The sequence below is a fragment of the Bacillaceae bacterium S4-13-56 genome (genome assembly GCA_040191315.1).
Lineage (GTDB): Bacteria > Bacillota > Bacilli > Bacillales > JAWJLM01 > JAWJLM01.
In genome coordinates this window covers 49669-65039 of sequence record JAWJLM010000019.1, presented here as the reverse complement: position 1 = coordinate 65039, position 15371 = coordinate 49669, and the positions used below count along the sequence as shown (strand labels likewise).

The 15371-nt window shown below is 38.2% G+C and carries 21 protein-coding genes and 1 pseudogene; 2 read left to right on the top strand and 20 right to left on the bottom strand.

Annotated features, from left to right (window positions below; all coding sequences use genetic code 11):
- Positions 1-435: 435 nt before the first annotated feature.
- Together pgmB and RZN25_07425 are read right to left on the bottom strand one after the other, a co-directional pair.
- Complete coding sequence (gene pgmB, locus RZN25_07430; GenBank protein MEQ6376658.1) at positions 436-1098, bottom strand: beta-phosphoglucomutase; 663 nt, start codon at positions 1096-1098, stop codon at positions 436-438.
- 61 nt (positions 1099-1159) lie between these two features.
- Entirely contained in the window at positions 1160-1387 is a 228-nt protein-coding gene (locus RZN25_07425; protein MEQ6376657.1) for a hypothetical protein, read from the bottom strand.
- Positions 1388-1561: 174 nt separating this feature from the next.
- Here RZN25_07425 and pdaB point away from each other — a divergent pair, with 174 nt between their 5' ends.
- Positions 1562-2326, top strand: coding sequence for a polysaccharide deacetylase family sporulation protein PdaB (gene pdaB / locus RZN25_07420; protein ID MEQ6376656.1), 765 nt, complete (start codon positions 1562-1564; stop codon positions 2324-2326).
- A 60-nt stretch (positions 2327-2386) separates the two neighbouring features.
- Here pdaB and RZN25_07415 read toward each other — a convergent pair whose 3' ends face one another.
- Positions 2387-2986, bottom strand: coding sequence for a KinB-signaling pathway activation protein (locus RZN25_07415; protein ID MEQ6376655.1), 600 nt, complete (start codon positions 2984-2986; stop codon positions 2387-2389).
- Between the two features lie 135 nt (positions 2987-3121).
- Between RZN25_07415 and gerD the strand changes: the two genes are divergently transcribed.
- Positions 3122-3772: a spore germination lipoprotein GerD gene (gene gerD, locus RZN25_07410; GenBank protein ID MEQ6376654.1), complete on the top strand. Its 651-nt coding sequence runs from the start codon at positions 3122-3124 to the stop codon at positions 3770-3772.
- 179 nt (positions 3773-3951) lie between these two features.
- Here the strand turns inward: gerD and RZN25_07405 are convergent, their stop codons facing one another.
- From RZN25_07405 to RZN25_07325, 17 genes and pseudogenes are all read right to left on the bottom strand, one after another.
- The gene (locus RZN25_07405) at positions 3952-5001 is read right to left on the bottom strand and encodes an Mrp/NBP35 family ATP-binding protein (protein ID MEQ6376653.1); all 1050 of its coding nucleotides are present in this window, start codon (positions 4999-5001) and stop codon (positions 3952-3954) included.
- 84 nt (positions 5002-5085) lie between these two features.
- Positions 5086-5817 (bottom strand): N-acetylmuramoyl-L-alanine amidase CwlD, encoded by a 732-nt coding sequence (gene cwlD, locus RZN25_07400; GenBank protein MEQ6376652.1) that lies wholly within the window; start codon positions 5815-5817, stop codon positions 5086-5088.
- A gap of 624 nt (positions 5818-6441) precedes the next feature.
- Positions 6442-6834, bottom strand: coding sequence for a 30S ribosomal protein S9 (gene rpsI, locus RZN25_07395; protein ID MEQ6376651.1), 393 nt, complete (start codon positions 6832-6834; stop codon positions 6442-6444).
- Positions 6835-6852: 18 nt separating this feature from the next.
- Positions 6853-7290, bottom strand: a complete 438-nt coding sequence (gene rplM / locus RZN25_07390) for a 50S ribosomal protein L13 (GenBank protein MEQ6376650.1) — start codon at positions 7288-7290, stop codon at positions 6853-6855.
- 165 nt (positions 7291-7455) lie between these two features.
- Positions 7456-8196 carry a tRNA pseudouridine(38-40) synthase TruA gene (gene truA / locus RZN25_07385; protein MEQ6376649.1) on the bottom strand — a complete coding sequence of 247 codons (741 nt, stop codon included), beginning with the start codon at positions 8194-8196 and terminating at the stop codon, positions 7456-7458.
- A 13-nt stretch (positions 8197-8209) separates the two neighbouring features.
- Positions 8210-9001 carry an energy-coupling factor transporter transmembrane protein EcfT gene (locus tag RZN25_07380; protein MEQ6376648.1) on the bottom strand — a complete coding sequence of 264 codons (792 nt, stop codon included), beginning with the start codon at positions 8999-9001 and terminating at the stop codon, positions 8210-8212.
- Positions 8998-9867 carry an energy-coupling factor ABC transporter ATP-binding protein gene (locus RZN25_07375; GenBank protein MEQ6376647.1) on the bottom strand — a complete coding sequence of 290 codons (870 nt, stop codon included), beginning with the start codon at positions 9865-9867 and terminating at the stop codon, positions 8998-9000. The genes RZN25_07380 and RZN25_07375 overlap by 4 nt, the downstream gene beginning before the upstream one ends.
- Positions 9843-10682: an energy-coupling factor ABC transporter ATP-binding protein gene (locus RZN25_07370; protein MEQ6376646.1), complete on the bottom strand. Its 840-nt coding sequence runs from the start codon at positions 10680-10682 to the stop codon at positions 9843-9845. Before RZN25_07370 ends, RZN25_07375 begins: the two co-directional genes overlap by 25 nt.
- Positions 10683-10907: 225 nt before the next feature.
- A complete protein-coding gene (gene rplQ, locus RZN25_07365; GenBank protein MEQ6376645.1) occupies positions 10908-11270 on the bottom strand; it encodes a 50S ribosomal protein L17 in 363 nt (120 codons plus the stop codon).
- 48 nt (positions 11271-11318) lie between these two features.
- Entirely contained in the window at positions 11319-12263 is a 945-nt protein-coding gene (locus tag RZN25_07360; protein ID MEQ6376644.1) for a DNA-directed RNA polymerase subunit alpha, read from the bottom strand.
- A gap of 179 nt (positions 12264-12442) precedes the next feature.
- On the bottom strand, positions 12443-12838 hold the full coding sequence (gene rpsK, locus RZN25_07355; GenBank protein ID MEQ6376643.1) for a 30S ribosomal protein S11: 396 nt from the start codon (positions 12836-12838) through the stop codon (positions 12443-12445).
- Positions 12839-12858: 20 nt separating this feature from the next.
- Positions 12859-13224: a 30S ribosomal protein S13 gene (gene rpsM, locus RZN25_07350; protein ID MEQ6376642.1), complete on the bottom strand. Its 366-nt coding sequence runs from the start codon at positions 13222-13224 to the stop codon at positions 12859-12861.
- 29 nt (positions 13225-13253) lie between these two features.
- Positions 13254-13367 carry a 50S ribosomal protein L36 gene (rpmJ, locus tag RZN25_07345; GenBank protein ID MEQ6376641.1) on the bottom strand — a complete coding sequence of 38 codons (114 nt, stop codon included), beginning with the start codon at positions 13365-13367 and terminating at the stop codon, positions 13254-13256.
- A gap of 30 nt (positions 13368-13397) precedes the next feature.
- A complete protein-coding gene (gene infA / locus RZN25_07340; GenBank protein ID MEQ6376640.1) occupies positions 13398-13616 on the bottom strand; it encodes a translation initiation factor IF-1 in 219 nt (72 codons plus the stop codon).
- Positions 13594-13927, bottom strand: a pseudogene (locus tag RZN25_07335) (KOW domain-containing RNA-binding protein). The gene infA and the pseudogene RZN25_07335 overlap by 23 nt, the downstream one beginning before the upstream one ends.
- A 16-nt stretch (positions 13928-13943) precedes the next feature.
- Positions 13944-14690: a type I methionyl aminopeptidase gene (gene map / locus RZN25_07330; protein MEQ6376639.1), complete on the bottom strand. Its 747-nt coding sequence runs from the start codon at positions 14688-14690 to the stop codon at positions 13944-13946.
- A complete protein-coding gene (locus tag RZN25_07325; protein ID MEQ6376638.1) occupies positions 14687-15340 on the bottom strand; it encodes an adenylate kinase in 654 nt (217 codons plus the stop codon). The genes map and RZN25_07325 overlap by 4 nt, the downstream gene beginning before the upstream one ends.
- Positions 15341-15371: the final 31 nt, after the last annotated feature.

Below are 15371 nucleotides of genomic sequence, written 5' to 3'. Positions count from 1 at the left end.
TTAACAGGTTGTTTTATTTAGTTTTCAAGGTTCAAATTTCTTATGCCGTTTTTAGCGACAAGATATATCATAACATACTGAATATTTTTGGTCAAGAAGTTTTTTGAATCATTTTTTCTTGCCGACAACAAAAATTAATATAGCATAGAATTTTACCTTTTTCAACACTATCCTTTAAAAAATTTAATTATTTTGCTTTAATGGACAAGCTCCATTTTATATTCCCTAAAATCTTTCATTTTACACCTGTGTTTATTAAAAAATCATTAAGTTTCTACACAAAGCATACTATCAGAATTCAATGATGAAATGCTGTTTAATGATCCTTAAGATAAATCTAAAACACCATTTAATGAAATAGTTTCTCCCTACATCCATTGCAATCACATAGTAAAAAAACCGCCGAAAAAAATCGACAGTCTTTTATACTAACCATTAATCTTTCAACGCATGCTTTCTTAATTCAGTCAAAGTTAACTTTTCAGTAGTGTCAATGATCCAATCTGCCTGGTGCAGAGACGTAGCACTTCCAACACCCACGGCATACATATTGGCTGACTTAATAGCCTGAACACCAGCTTCAGCATCTTCTACTCCTACACAATTATCAGCATTTACTCCCAATTGTTCTGCAGCACGAAGGAAGACCTCGGGGTTTGGTTTTCCTTGTTTTACTGTGGCAGCATCTACAATGGTATCTAAGTATGAACCTACCTCTAATTGTTCGATGACTGTATGTGCATTTTTACTAGCTGATGCTAGTCCTGTTTTAATTCCTTCTCGCTTTAGTTCTTGAAGGAAAGAGAGAATACCCGGCAATAAATCATCTGGACTGATTTTTTGAATAAAGGTTTTGTAATGATCATTCTTTTTTGTTGCTAGTTCTTCTTTTTTCTCTTGAGACATTTGAATATTTCCTTTTTGTAGTATGAGTTCAAGAGATTCCATTCTTCCTATCCCTTTTAAACTTTCATTAGTCTCACGATCAAAAGAAACACCTAACTCTTCAGCTAGTTGCTTCCAGGCTAAATAATGGTACTCTGCTGTATCAGTTATGACACCATCTAGGTCAAAAATTACCGCTTCTATACTACGCACATTCTAACACTCCTTGTCTGATTGTTTCCAATCAAACTATATCACAATCTTTTTTTGAATCCTATCTTCTCTGTTGTTTTTGTTTAGGAAGCATATATCGAATACATTCTTTATTGGAGGCGACTCGTTTAAAAAGCCCAAACAATACTTCATATCGTTCGACCATAGCTTGTTTTACGAGGTGATCTATCCTTGAATCCTGCAAATCAAATAATAATTCATCCATTTCTCTTTTTAATAAGTATTCAACTTCTTGTTTTTCCATATCTTGAATCAAAAAACCGATCAACCTCTTTCACCTCTTCCTTGATAGATTCTTTTTCATTCTAACCAGTTTTCAAAAGTTTATGAAGTAGCGGTATGAAAAGGAGGTAAGTATTTTTTTCCATGTAGGACATATCTCTCCTTCCACATGAATATATTACAGTATGTAAGCTTGTACGAAGGGAGAAAGAACAAAACTATGGCTCATTTTTATACTTTTCGTTGGAATCGCTGGAAAATGTGGATGGTAGTTGTGATTGCCTCCCTGTTCTCAGCATTATATTTATTTTTTGAAACATCTGGAGCTTACTCCGTATTTTCTTCAGACGAGGAACCGAGGGCTTTATTAAAAAGTGGACAAGATGAAAACGAAATTGCCCTTACCTTTAACATAACTTGGGGGCAAGAGCGTGTTCTTGACATTCTAGAAACATTAAACAAGCATGGCGTCAAAGCTACCTTTTTCGTTAGTGGAGAATGGGCGGAACGTCATCCTGATTTATTAGAAGCTATTATTGAAGACAAGCATGAGTTAGGAATGCTCGGCTATAGGTATAAGAGCTATGTAAAGATGGAAAAAGATCAAGTTAGAAAAGATTTACTCTACGCAAAGGAAGTTTTTAAAAAGTTAGGATACGATGATATAACTATGGTTCGACCTCCAAATGGTCATTTTAACAAGGAGATTTTAACCTTGGCAGAGCAATTAGGATTTAAAGTTATCCACTGGAGCTTAAATACAGAGGATTGGCGTAATCCTGGAACTAGTGCCATTGTGGATACAGTCGTATCAGAGGTTAAAGGAGGAGATATAATATTACTTCATGCTTCTGACACCGTAAAATACACCGATAAAGCCTTAAATGAAATGATTCCCATTCTAAAGCAAAAGAAACTATCCTTTGTTCCTATTAGCCATTATTTATCCCAGGCAGAATCTAATTCTAGTGAGATTAATGACTAATAACTATTATATTTTATACCATTTAAAAGCTCGCCTTTCTTGGCGAGCTTTTAAAGTTCATTATTGCTTCTTATCTTTATTGATTCTATGAAGAAGTAGTAGCTGGTATGTGTTACAGGTTAATAAAGTAACTAGCATGAGCATCATGGAATCAGAATTATTTGTCCGAATGGCAGGAACCCATTCAATTGATGTTACTGTTACCATAAAAAACAGGGCAGGAATAAATGCATTACGATTTGTTTCTTTTGTTTTTACATATGAAACTAATAAGCCAAAGATCAGCAGCACTATCGGAACAACAACATAAGAACTCCATGCATCCCCTTCATTTGCAAAGCGGTTATATCGGAAATAACTTAAATCAAACAAAGTAAAGGCAATAATTAGAATTTGCACAGGACTCCATAGTTTCCGAAACATTCCTAACCCAAATTGGTGAACGGTTAAATAGGCAAAAAAGCCCATTTGGCTAACTAAACTAAAGATTAGACCTAAAAATATAAAATATAAAAGCGTTCCTAAAAGCTTTAAATAGTCACCATCTTCTATAGCAACCAAATAATCAGAACTCTTTACAAAAAAACTGGTTAGAAGTGTAACTCCTCCCCCGAGAAAAAGCGTTGTAAAAAATAAACGTACCCATTTTTGGCTCGTCAAAATGGTTCCTCCTATAATCAATATCCACATGTATTTTAACATGAACGATATGAAATTTCCTCTTTCAGTGCATATTTTCCGTTCTAAAACTAAAATTAAACGTAGTAGCAGTTCAAGTAGAAAGGAGTAAAAATGATGGGTGCACGCATCGTAATCGTTTTTACCACCCTATTTTTTTTAGTTTTTACCGGTTGTTCCGGTAATCCTTCTGGCGCTAGTGAAGAAGCGAACTATGAAGAAACCAAAAAAATGGTGGTAGATCTGCTCAAAACAGATGATGGAAAAAAGGCCATTCAGGAAGTAATGGCTGATGAGAAGATGCAACAAATGCTCGTAATGGATTCCATTACAGTAAAAGAATCAATAGAGGCCTCTCTGCAGTCTGATAAAGGAAAGGAATTTTGGAAGAAATTATTTGAAGATCCTGAGTTTGTTAAGACTTTTATCAAATCCACTGAAGAAGATCAGCAGAAGATGATGAAAGATTTGATGAACGATTCTGAGTATCAAGCCAAAATGTTAGAAATTCTCCAGGATCCACAAATGATGGAACAAATAACAAAGATTGTGAAGAGCCAAGAGTTCCGCAGTCATTTAGAAAAAGTAGTAACAGAAACCTTTGAAAGCCCTGTTTTTAAAGCCAAAATTTCCGACATACTATTGAAAGCAGCAGAAGAAATGCAGAAAAGCGGCGGACAAGGTGGGCAATCAGGCGGCGGTGAACAAGGTTCTGGCGGTGGAGAAAGTGGTGGTGGAGAAGGTGATGGCGGAGGCGGAGGCCAATAAAAAAACGGAGGTAAACCCTCCGTTTTTTTTCAAGATAAGAAAGTAAAAAATCTGTCTAACTCCAGCGAAAAAGCTTCCTCCGTTATCTTCGAAGTTTTTGCCCCGAGTAAGGAAAGCTGCATAGAGCTACTACGAAGAAACAAGTGCTTTTCTTGTTTCGAAGAGCGATGGCGCTTTTTTTAATACTGCTCAATTATTTTTTCTGCAATTTTATTAAATATTTTTCCTGTTGGATGATCTTCTTGATAAACAGAAGGTGCAAATATGCCTTCTTCTTCATAAGGCTGTTGTAATGGAAGTTGTCCAAGCACTTCAGTTTGAAGCTCATCAGCAAGCTTCTGACCTCCGCCTTTTCCAAAAACATATTCCTTTTCTCCAGTTACCTTACTTTCAAAATAGGACATATTTTCCACCACACCTAGAATTTCATGCTCTGTCTTTAATGCCATTTGTCCTGCTCTTGCTGCAACGAAGGCTGCGGTCGGATGAGGAGTTGTGACAATGATTTCTTTAAAAGAAGGCAGCATAGAATGGACGTCTAGCGCCACATCACCTGTTCCAGGAGGCAGGTCTAAAAGTAGGTAATCTAATTCTCCCCACTCCACTTCTTTAAAGAAGCTATTTAGCATTTTACCAAGCATTGGTCCTCTCCATATAATAGGGGAGTTGTCCTCTACAAAAAATCCCATAGAAATAACTTTTATACTAAAACGCTCCACTGGTATAATACGTTCACCACGCACGACAGGTCTTTCCTCAATTCCCATCATATCAGGAACACTAAAACCATAAATGTCGGCATCAATGATCCCAACCTTTTTACCTAAACGAGCTAAAGCTACAGCGAGGTTTACTGTAACGGTAGATTTTCCTACTCCACCCTTACCACTTGCTATTGCTACAAATCTGGTTGAAACGTTACCATCTAATAGTGATGAAGCATCTTCTTTTGGTTGAGGAGCGTATTTTTCAATCACATCTTGCGGCAATTGGGCAAAACGCAGGCCAACAGTAGCTGCACCAGCATTTTTTAGAATGGACACAATCTGTTGTTGAAGCTGCATCTGTTCAGCAGTATTAACTTGTGCGATTCCTATTTTAACACTTACATGATTTTTTTCTTCTTTAATAGTTACTTCCTGAACCCCACCAGTTTCCTCAAGCGTTTTATTTAAAAACGGATCGTTTATTGGATGAAGTAATTCAAGTACCTGTTCTTTTGTTATCATGTTATTCACCATCCTTATATGACGTTTATTATGGATAGTATAACACACTTCAATTATGAACTTAGTGATTTAAATCATGTTCACTTAATTTTCGTTTTTTGATGATTCAACTTCTGTTACATATCGTAAAATCCCTTGGTAGATGGAGGCAGCCATCTTATCTTGATATTCTCCTGTTTTTAATAATTCTCTTTCATGGTTGTTAGAAAGAAATCCCACTTCCACTAGAGCACCTGGAATATTTGTTTGTTTCAAAATATAGATTCCGTTCGTAGCGAGTGTTTCACGGTTGGTATTTTCTAAATTCCTTTTAATCTCACTTTGAATTCGCTTTGCCAGTTTTTCACTGTTATCTACTCCTGGATAATAAAAGGTCTGTGCTCCTCGCCACTCAGGGGATGTAGATGCATTTAAATGGATACTCACATAGAAATTCGGATCCCATTCTTTAATCATATCTACACGTTTCCTAATATCCTCTGCCTTCCTTTTAGAGTATCCACTTGTGTTTGGAGAGGCAAGATCGTTCTCTGTTTCACGGGTCATATATACAAGGGCTCCCGCTTCTTGTAAATAGTCTCTTAAAATCTTAGATATCTTTAGAGTAATTTCGCTTTCTTGGGTATTCTCTGGATCATGCGCCTCGGCCCCACCATCAGGAAACCCGTGACCAGCATCTATTACGATAATTTTACCTGACAAAGGTAATGACCATGTCCCCCAAGTGGATTTTGCATTGGCTTGAGTGGATATTAAGTAAATAACCAATAAAGTCCCTAATATCCATCCTCCATGGTATATCCATTTCTTTTTCATATTACGCTCCCCCTTGTTCTTCCCTAATACTATATGGGACAAGATTTCTTAATATGACAAGCTCCTTTACAGGATGTCTTTTTTTGAGGAGAGATAAACTTGTAAGCCGAAAATTTTTCTCTCTAAAAACTGAGCATACAATATGGAAGATTACCCTGAAAGAGGATGTAGTGAGCTTATAGGAGTATATCTGCGCAAGGAATATGAGAAACTGCACTTTACCTTTGAAAGTTGACCATAAAAGTTGGAAAGGGAAGGTAAAGTTTAGCATAAGGACTAAAAGTTGAACGTACAAATAACGATTTGAGCATACAGAAGTAGTGTTGAGCATTTAACTAAAAAAGCAGTGCATAAAACCAAAAAATTTGAGCATATACCTCATGAATTCCGCGCATTGGATATAAAAAATGATCATAACAATAACATATTGATCATATAAGTAAGAATTTGAGCTTTGACAAATAGCAGAAAACACTTTGAAGAATAAGATCGTATAAACCGAAGCAGGTCTGTTGCACTTATGCAGATAGGAAAGTTACATACCTTCCTATCTGTAAAAAAAACTGGTTAACCTCGGATGGGCTAACCAGTCTGTCTGATAGAGTATAAAATGTCTTCGATCGATTAACGCTTAGAGAACTGTGGTGCACGACGTGCTGCTTTAAGACCGTATTTCTTACGTTCTTTCATACGAGCATCACGAGTTAGAAGTCCTTCACGCTTTAATACTGGACGATATTCAGGGTCTGCTTGAAGCAATGCACGAGCAATCCCGTGACGAACTGCACCAGCTTGGCCAGTGAACCCACCACCAGTTACATTTACATATACATCATAGCTACCTTCTGTTTCAGTTGCAGCTAATGGTTGATTTAAGATTACACGAAGTGTTTCATATGGAAAGTAGTCTTCTGCACTACGATCGTTAACGATTACTTTCCCTGTTCCTGGAACTAAGCGCACACGAGCAACTGAGCTTTTGCGACGTCCAGTACCGATATATTGAACTTGTGCCACGTTTTAACCTCCTTTAGATTATCCTCGAAGTGTGTACACTTCTGGTTTTTGTGCTTCATGCTTGTGTTCTGCACCTGCATAAACATGAAGTTTCTTAGCCATTTCACGTCCAAGGCTACCCTTTGGAAGCATTCCTTTAATAGCTAACTCAAGCATTTGCTCTGAGTATTTTGTACGCATTTCATCAGCTGTACGTTGCTTTAAACCACCTGGGTGATTGGAGTGACGGTAGTAAATCTTATCTTGTAGTTTATTACCTGTTAATTCAATTTTTGATGCATTAACGATGATTACATGATCACCTGTATCTACATGCGGTGTATAAGTTGGCTTGTTCTTTCCACGTAGGATAGATGCTATTTCACTTGCTAGACGACCTAGCGTTTGTCCTTCTGCATCTACAACATACCACTTACGTTCCACGTTGTTTTCATTCGCCATGAAAGTTGAGCGCATGGTTTTCCCTCCTAATTCTCGATTGTTCCAAAAACTATATTTTATCTCGACACGAATAGATTTCCGGGGCTAATCGTGAAATAAAAATAAAATGCCATAGATCATATTATAATACTTACATGGGTCCTGTCAAGAAAATGTTACACCAGGACACGTTGTTTTTTATCAATACTTCACTTCCCACAAAATCAGGCCATGTGCTGGTGCTGTTTTACCAGCAACTTGTCGATCCTTTGCTTTTATTATTTCTAATACTTGGCTAGGACCATACTCACCCCTGCCAATTTCTAATAGGGTACCTACTATGATTCTCACCATATTATATAAAAACCCATTTCCACGAATGATAAAAACGATCTCATCCTCTATTTCCTCACATTTGCAGTCAAAAATAGTCCTTATTTTGTCACCTTTAATCATAGAATTACTCCCACAGAAGGAAGAGAAATCATGCTCTCCCTTAAACAATTGACAAGCTTCTTGCATGGAAGATTCATTTAATTTTCCAGGGTAATGATAGACAAAATTTCTACGAAAAACGTCAGGATGGTTACGTGTGAGCACTCGATATCTGTATTCCTTTTCTATTACATCAAATCTCGCATGGAACCTATCGGAAACTTCTTCTACATCTAACACAACAATGTCTGGTGGCAACATAGATTGTAATGCACGAATCCACTTATCAGAGGAGATGTTTAATTTTGTATCAAAATGTATGACTTGTCCTTTGGCGTGTACTCCCGCATCTGTTCTCCCAGAAGCTGTAATACGTGTAAACTCCCCTTTATGAATCCTGGTTAGAACCTTTTCTATTTCCTCTTGAACAGTTCTACCATTAGGCTGAACCTGGTAACCAGAAAAGAAAGTTCCATCATAGGAGATCGTGAATTTCATTCTTTTCATACAAACCACCTGCTTATTTGCGCAATATAAGTAATGCAATAAATAAAATGACTAAACTTAGCATAGAGAGATAATCATTTCTCTTAAGAACAAGTTCACGTAAACTTGTTCTTCCTTCTCCTCCACGGTATCCGCGAGCTTCCATGGCCATCGCCAATTCCTCTGCCCTTTTAAATGCACTAACAAATAAGGGGATTAACAATGGTACAACAGCTCTTAGTCTTTCGCGAAATGGCCCTGAAGCCAAATCAACTCCTCTTGATGCCTGAGCATGAGAAATTTTTTCTGCTTCCTGCATTAAAGTAGGTATAAACCGCAGTGAGATAGACATCATTAAAGCCAGTTCGTGTACAGGAAATTTAATTTTCTTTAATGGCCGAAGCATGCTTTCTATTGCATCGGTAATTTCAATAGGAGTAGTTGTTAAGGTTAGCAAGGATGTCATTAAAATTAACAAGAAAAATCTTATAGAAATTCTAACTCCTTGATAAATGGCTTCATCATAAATTTTAAATCCAAATAGATTAAAAACCACATCCCCTTGCTTTGTAACAAGCAAATGAAGGATAAAAGTAAAGGCTATTAAAAACCAAACAGGCTTTAGTCCCTTTAGAATAAATGTCGGATGAATTTTCGTTAGAAAAGCCGCATATAAAGAAAAAATGGAAAGTAGTCCATAGGTATAGGCGTTATTAGCCATAAAAATGATGATAATGAAAAAGAATACAACTGAAATTTTAGTTCGTGGGTCTAACCTATGAATCCATGAATCACCAGGTACATATTGCCCTATTACTGTATTCATTGATTAGCCCTCCGTTCTACCACATCACGAAGCCAAACGGCTAGTTCATGAATCGAATATTTTTCAAAGTCAAATTCCACCTGAAAACGAGTTTCAACTAATCTTATAAAATCAATAACTTCTGGAACATCTAACCCTACTTCGCGTAAAAATTCTTTCCCTTTAAATAAATCCAGTGGTTTAGAAGTGGTCACCATTTGTCCTTGATTCATAATCAGAATCTCATCTGTATAAGTTAAAGCATCCTCCATACTGTGAGTCACTAAAACAGTCGTTAAGGATTGCTCCTTATGAAGCCGGGAGAACATTTCCATAATTTCAAAGTGTCCGCGTGGATCAAGACCTGCTGTTGGCTCATCTAGAACGAGTATTTTCGGTTTCATAGCAAGTACACCCGCAATTGCCACACGCCTCATTTGACCTCCACTTAAGTCGAAAGGTGAGCGATCTAATAAATCTTTTGATAAACCCACTGCTTCGATCGCTTCTAAAATTCGATTCTCTATTTGTTTCTCAGGTACTCCAAAATTCTTCGGCCCAAAGGCAATGTCCTTTTTAACGGTTTCTTCAAATAATTGATGCTCTGGATATTGAAAAACAACCCCAACACGTTGGCGAAGATCTTTTAAGTTTTTAGGTTTCTCATCTGCAGTTAAAACAAAATCCCCAATCTTAACTTGACCTTCCGTGGGTTTTAATAAACCATTCAAATGCTGAATAAGGGTTGATTTCCCAGAACCAGTATGGCCAATAATACCAAAGAAAGCTCCTGAGGGAATATGAAAGCTAACCTCATTTAAAGCCCTATGTTCAAAAGGTGTATTGGGTTGATACGTATATCCTACTTTGTCGAAGATAATGTCCATAGTTTTTCCACCAATTCCTCATGGTTTAACGGTTCTCCCTCAATAGTAACACCAATATTTCTCAATTCATCAGTAACTTTAGTTACAAAGGGAATATCTAGTCCAATTTCTTTTAATTCATTAGAACTGGAGAAGATCTCTCTTGGACTTCCCTCTAACCATTTTTCTCCCTGATTCATGACAATAACCCGATCTGCAAGCATTACTTCTTGAAGGTCATGGGTAATGGTGACTACCGCTAGTTCTTTCTCTTTACGTAGATTTTGAATCGTTGATAAGATTTCCTTTCGGCCTCTTGGATCAAGCATTGCAGTTGCTTCATCCAAAATAACAATTTCTGGTGCAACTGCCATGACACTAGCTATTGCCACACGTTGCTTTTGTCCACCCGACAGTCGATGTGGCTCATGATTAGCATAGGCTTCCATCCCTACAGCTTTTAAACTTTCTTCAATACGTTGAATCATATCCAGTCGTGGAACGCCACGATTTTCTAATCCGAAGGCTACGTCATCCTTTACAGTTGTACCTACGAATTGATTATCTGGGTTTTGAAATACCATTCCAACTTTAGAACGTATATCCCAAATTGTCTCCTCACTCACGGATAATCCCCCTACTTGGATAGAACCACTTTGGGGAAAAATGAGTCCATTCATAAGTTTAGCGATTGTCGATTTTCCTGATCCGTTATGACCAATAATGGCTACCCATTCCTTGGGTTGAATAGTAAAATTAACCCCTTTCAACACTAGAGGCTCGTCTGATCTATACTTGAATTCAACATCTTTAAATGAAACTAATGGCTTGTCCATACCTTTTTTGTCCCTTCTTTTACTATTTCCCGGGTAATGAACACCTTATTTTCTTACTATAATAACAGGGGAAATAAATTAGGAGCTAGCAAAAAGCAAATAGTCTAAACAACAAAATTATTGTCGTTTCATCTACACTATCCATCTAAAATTAACGAATGATACAAAAAAAGGGCTGGGATCAACCGTATGTTGGTGTCCTGCCCTTTTCGTGCTACCGGTCTATTATACAAGCTCTATAATCACCGTTTTTGCTCCGTCTCCACGACGTTCGCCTACTTTCAGGATACGTGTGTATCCACCTTGGCGGTCTTGATAACGTGGAGCGACATCTGAAAACAGCTTTTGAACCGCATCTTGGTCGCCCTCTTCATTAGCCTTTGCATTATATAGAAATGCAGCTGCTTGACGACGCGCATGCATGTCACCGCGTTTTCCGAGTGTAATCATTTTTTCAACAGTTGAGCGAAGTTCTTTTGCCTTTGCTTCTGTTGTTTCTACTCTCTCATGAATAATAAGGTCAGTTGCTAAACCACGAAGTAGTGCCATACGTGGTGCAGTACGACGACCTAATTTACGTTGTGCCATTTAAAGTCCCCTCCTTTGCTGAGCACTTTTCTATCATTCTAAAAGGTATTATTCTTCTTTGCGAAGTCCTAAGCCAAGCTCTTCAAGCTTGTGCTTAACCTCTTCCAAAGATTTGCGTCCGAGATTACGAACTTTCATCATATCCTCTTCGCTCTTATGAGCTAGCTCTTGAACCGTGTTAATTCCAGCACGCTTAAGGCAGTTGTATGAACGAACAGATAAGTCAAGTTCTTCAATGGTCATTTCAAGAACTTTTTCCTTCTGATCCTCTTCTTTTTCAACCATAATTTCAGCATTTTGAGCTTCATCAGTTAAACCAACAAAGATATTTAAATGCTCATTTAAAATTTTAGCTCCTAAGGATACAGCTTCTTTAGGCCGGATGCTACCGTCTGTCCATACGTCCAACGTTAGCTTATCAAAATTTGCAATTTGACCTACACGAGTATTTTCTACTTGGTAAGTCACTCGAGAAACCGGTGTGAAAATAGAGTCAATTGGAATAACTCCAATTGGTTGATCCTCTTTATTGTTTCCATCTGCTGGACGGTACCCGCGACCACGTTCTGCTGTAATACGCATACGAAGATTTGCATTACTAGAAAGGGTAGCAATGTGGAGATCCGGATTTAAAATTTCTACATCACTATCATGGGTAATGTCAGCAGCTGTAACGGTTCCTTCTCCCTGTACATCGATTTCTAAAGTTTTCTCCTCATCAGAGTAAATCTTTAAAGCCAGTTTCTTCAGATTCAAAATAATAGTTGTTACATCTTCAACTACGCCTTCTACTGTTGAAAACTCATGAAGAACCCCATCAATTTGAACTGTTGTTACTGCAGCACCAGGAAGTGAGGATAAAAGGATACGACGCAAGGAGTTTCCTAATGTTGTTCCATATCCACGTTCAAGTGGTTCGATAACGAACTTTCCAAAAAAAGCATTATCGTTAATCTCAATCATTTCAATTTTCGGCTTTTCAATTTCGATCATCCAATAAAACCCTCCTTTAAAACGTCGAAACCTCGATTAGAACTAGTCTAACCGAAATTCCTCAGGTAGGCAGATCCAAATTCTGCACGGTTATCAACCATTCGTTTGTGCGATCTCGTGCTGTATTAGCCTATCATAACCCATTATAGACAGGGGTGACAAATTCTATACGGTACGATTTATACGCGACGACGTTTTGGTGGGCGGCAACCATTATGAGGAACTGGTGTCACATCTTTAATGGCTGTTACTTCAAGACCTGCAGCTTGAAGAGCACGAATGGCTGCTTCACGACCTGCGCCTGGTCCTTTTACTGTTACTTCAAGTGTCTTTAACCCATGCTCCATAGAGCTTTTAGCAGCAGCTTCTGCAGCCATTTGAGCAGCGAATGGAGTGGATTTACGAGAACCTCTAAATCCAAGTGCTCCTGCACTACTCCATGCTAGCGCGTTACCTTGAACATCTGTAACAGTAACAATCGTATTGTTAAATGTAGAGCGAATATGAGCTATTCCAGACTCAATATTCTTTTTTACACGACGTTTACGAGCAGTTGCTTTTGTTTTACGTGCCATGAATTAACTTACCTCCTTTATTACTTCTTCTTGTTAGCTACCGTTCTACGAGGTCCCTTACGTGTACGAGAGTTGTTCTTTGTTTTCTGTCCACGAACTGGGAGTCCACGACGATGGCGGACACCACGGTATGATCCAATTTCAATTAGACGCTTAATATTAAGGGAAACTTCACGACGAAGGTCTCCTTCAACTGTATGCTTTTCTACCGCTTTACGAATGTTTCCTAGTTCGTCTTCTGTTAAGTCACGAACACGAGTATCTTCAGAAACACCTGCTTCAGCTAAAATTTGCTTTGCTGTAGCTTTTCCAATTCCATAAATGTACGTTAAAGAAATGACAACGCGCTTTTCACGCGGAATGTCAACACCTGCAATACGTGCCATTTAGTCGTACACCTCCTTTTAAATTACAATTATCCTTGTTTTTGTTTGTGTTTTGGATTCTCGCAAATTACCATTACTTTTCCTTTACGACGAATAACTTTACATTTTTCACACATTGGCTTTACTGATGGTCTTACCTTCATCATCCATACCTCCTTCGTTAGGAGAATTCCTTATTTATAACGATACGTAATACGACCTTTGCTTAAATCATAAGGAGAAAGTTCAACCGTGACTTTATCCCCAGGTAAAATACGAATGAAGTGCATACGAATCTTACCAGAAACATGGGCGAGCACGGTATGGCCGTTTTCAAGTTCTACCTTGAACATTGCGTTAGGCAGGGTTTCAACGACGGTGCCTTCCATTTCAATAACATCGTCTTTCGCCATTAAGTTGATCTCCTTTCTTCAACCGAAACATACTTCTCTACAAATTTTGATATTGCAAACCGGAGTTTTCCATTAGTAACGCGACCTGTTTCCAGAAGGCTATTCTCTACTTCTCTTGAGATATAATCAGTTAGTTCAACATGTTGAAGATTTTTACGCTTCGGCTTATCATACTTTCGTTTCTCTCCGTCAGCAAGCAGAACAAAACGGTTATCAATTATACTGATAATGACAGCATATTGATCTGCCTCTCTTCCTTGAACCACACGAACAATTTGACCTATTCGTGGACCCGACTCAGATTCACTCAACAATAATCACCTTCGCTTAGGCTTTTGTTAGAATTTCAAAACCTTCTTCTGTAATAGCTATAGTGTGTTCAAAATGTGCACACATTTTACCATCAACAGTAACGACCGTCCAGTTATCGGCTAGTGTTTTTACATAACGTTCGCCTGCATTAACCATCGGTTCAATTGCTAAAACCATTCCCGGTTTCAATCTTGGACCTTTATTTGGAGGTCCATAGTGCGGAATTTGAGGGTCCTCATGTAAGTCTTGCCCTACCCCGTGACCAACATACTCCCTTACGATTGAAAATCCTTCTGGTTCAACATAACTCTGTATCGCATGTGAAATATTTGAGAGCCTCATCCCCGGTTTCGCTTCAGCTAATCCTTTAAAAAGAGAAGCCTCCGTTACGTCTAGAAGTTTTTGAGTCTCTTCATCAATTTCACCAACTGCATATGTCCAAGCAGAATCTCCGTGATATCCATTATACTTAGCACCTATATCAATGCTAATAATGTCACCATCTTTTAGCTTTCTGCTGCCTGGTATACCATGCACAAGCTCCTCATTGACTGAAGCACAAATGCTGCCGCGAAAACCATTATACCCTTTGAAAGACGGAATTGCATCTCTTCCTCGAATAAATCGATCAGCAATAGCATCCAGTTCCTTTGTCGTTATCCCCGGTTGAATATGCTTTTTCAATTCTTGATGAGTAAGAGCAACAATCTCACCTGCTTTTCGCATAATCTCAATTTCTCGCGGCGTTTTCGTGATTATCATGACTGCAAGCCTCCAAGCTTTGCATTGATATCTTCATATACTTTGTCGATTCCTTGATATCCATCTATTGTAACCAAGCAACCTTTTTGAGTGTAATAGTTCAATAGTGGTTGGGATTGTTCTACATTCACTTCCAAGCGTTTACGAACGGTTTCAGGCTTATCATCTTCCCGTTGAATAAGGTCTGAACCATCACGGTCACACTTTCCTTCCACTTTTGGTGGATTAAATTCAACATGGTAGGTAGCACCGCAAGTTGGACAAATACGTCGACCTGTTAGGCGTTCTACCAATTTATCCATATCAACATCGATGTGTAGAACGAAATCCAATTTTTTATTTAAATCGGTTAAAATGTCATCTAGCGCTTCTGCCTGTGCAGTTGTTCGCGGGAATCCATCTAGTAAAAATCCTTTATTACAATCCTCTTTGCTCAAACGTTCTCGAACAATTCCAATTGTAACTTCATCAGGAACAAGCTCCCCTTGATCCATAAATGCTTTAGCTTTTAAACCAAGTTCTGTTCCTTCCTTGATTGCATTTCGGAACATATCTCCAGTTGAGATATGAGGGATTTGGTACTTTTTAACAATCTTTTCCGCTTGGGTTCCTTTTCCGGCCCCCGGAAGTCCCATAAGAATTAGATTCAAAACGTTCCCCTCGCTCTCATATTTCATAACG

Bases quoted from the DNA above. Each gene is read 5' to 3' on its own strand.
- pdaB (MEQ6376656.1), top strand. From the start codon at position 1,562: ATGGCTCATTTTTATACTTTTCGTTGGAATCGCTGGAAAATGTGGATG.
- gerD (MEQ6376654.1), top strand. From the start codon at position 3,122: ATGGGTGCACGCATCGTAATCGTTTTTACCACCCTATTTTTTTTAGTT.
- RZN25_07405 (MEQ6376653.1), bottom strand. From the start codon at position 5,001: ATGATAACAAAAGAACAGGTACTTGAATTACTTCATCCAATAAACGAT.
- cwlD (MEQ6376652.1), bottom strand. From the start codon at position 5,817: ATGAAAAAGAAATGGATATACCATGGAGGATGGATATTAGGGACTTTA.
- rplM (MEQ6376650.1), bottom strand. From the start codon at position 7,290: ATGCGCTCAACTTTCATGGCGAATGAAAACAACGTGGAACGTAAGTGG.
- truA (MEQ6376649.1), bottom strand. From the start codon at position 8,196: ATGAAAAGAATGAAATTCACGATCTCCTATGATGGAACTTTCTTTTCT.
- RZN25_07380 (MEQ6376648.1), bottom strand. From the start codon at position 9,001: ATGAATACAGTAATAGGGCAATATGTACCTGGTGATTCATGGATTCAT.
- RZN25_07375 (MEQ6376647.1), bottom strand. From the start codon at position 9,867: ATGGACATTATCTTCGACAAAGTAGGATATACGTATCAACCCAATACA.
- RZN25_07370 (MEQ6376646.1), bottom strand. From the start codon at position 10,682: ATGGACAAGCCATTAGTTTCATTTAAAGATGTTGAATTCAAGTATAGA.
- rplQ (MEQ6376645.1), bottom strand. From the start codon at position 11,270: ATGGCACAACGTAAATTAGGTCGTCGTACTGCACCACGTATGGCACTA.
- RZN25_07360 (MEQ6376644.1), bottom strand. From the start codon at position 12,263: ATGATCGAAATTGAAAAGCCGAAAATTGAAATGATTGAGATTAACGAT.
- rpsK (MEQ6376643.1), bottom strand. From the start codon at position 12,838: ATGGCACGTAAAACAAAAGCAACTGCTCGTAAACGTCGTGTAAAAAAG.
- rpsM (MEQ6376642.1), bottom strand. From the start codon at position 13,224: ATGGCACGTATTGCAGGTGTTGACATTCCGCGTGAAAAGCGCGTTGTC.
- rpmJ (MEQ6376641.1), bottom strand. From the start codon at position 13,367: ATGAAGGTAAGACCATCAGTAAAGCCAATGTGTGAAAAATGTAAAGTT.
- infA (MEQ6376640.1), bottom strand. From the start codon at position 13,616: ATGGCGAAAGACGATGTTATTGAAATGGAAGGCACCGTCGTTGAAACC.
- map (MEQ6376639.1), bottom strand. From the start codon at position 14,690: ATGATAATCACGAAAACGCCGCGAGAAATTGAGATTATGCGAAAAGCA.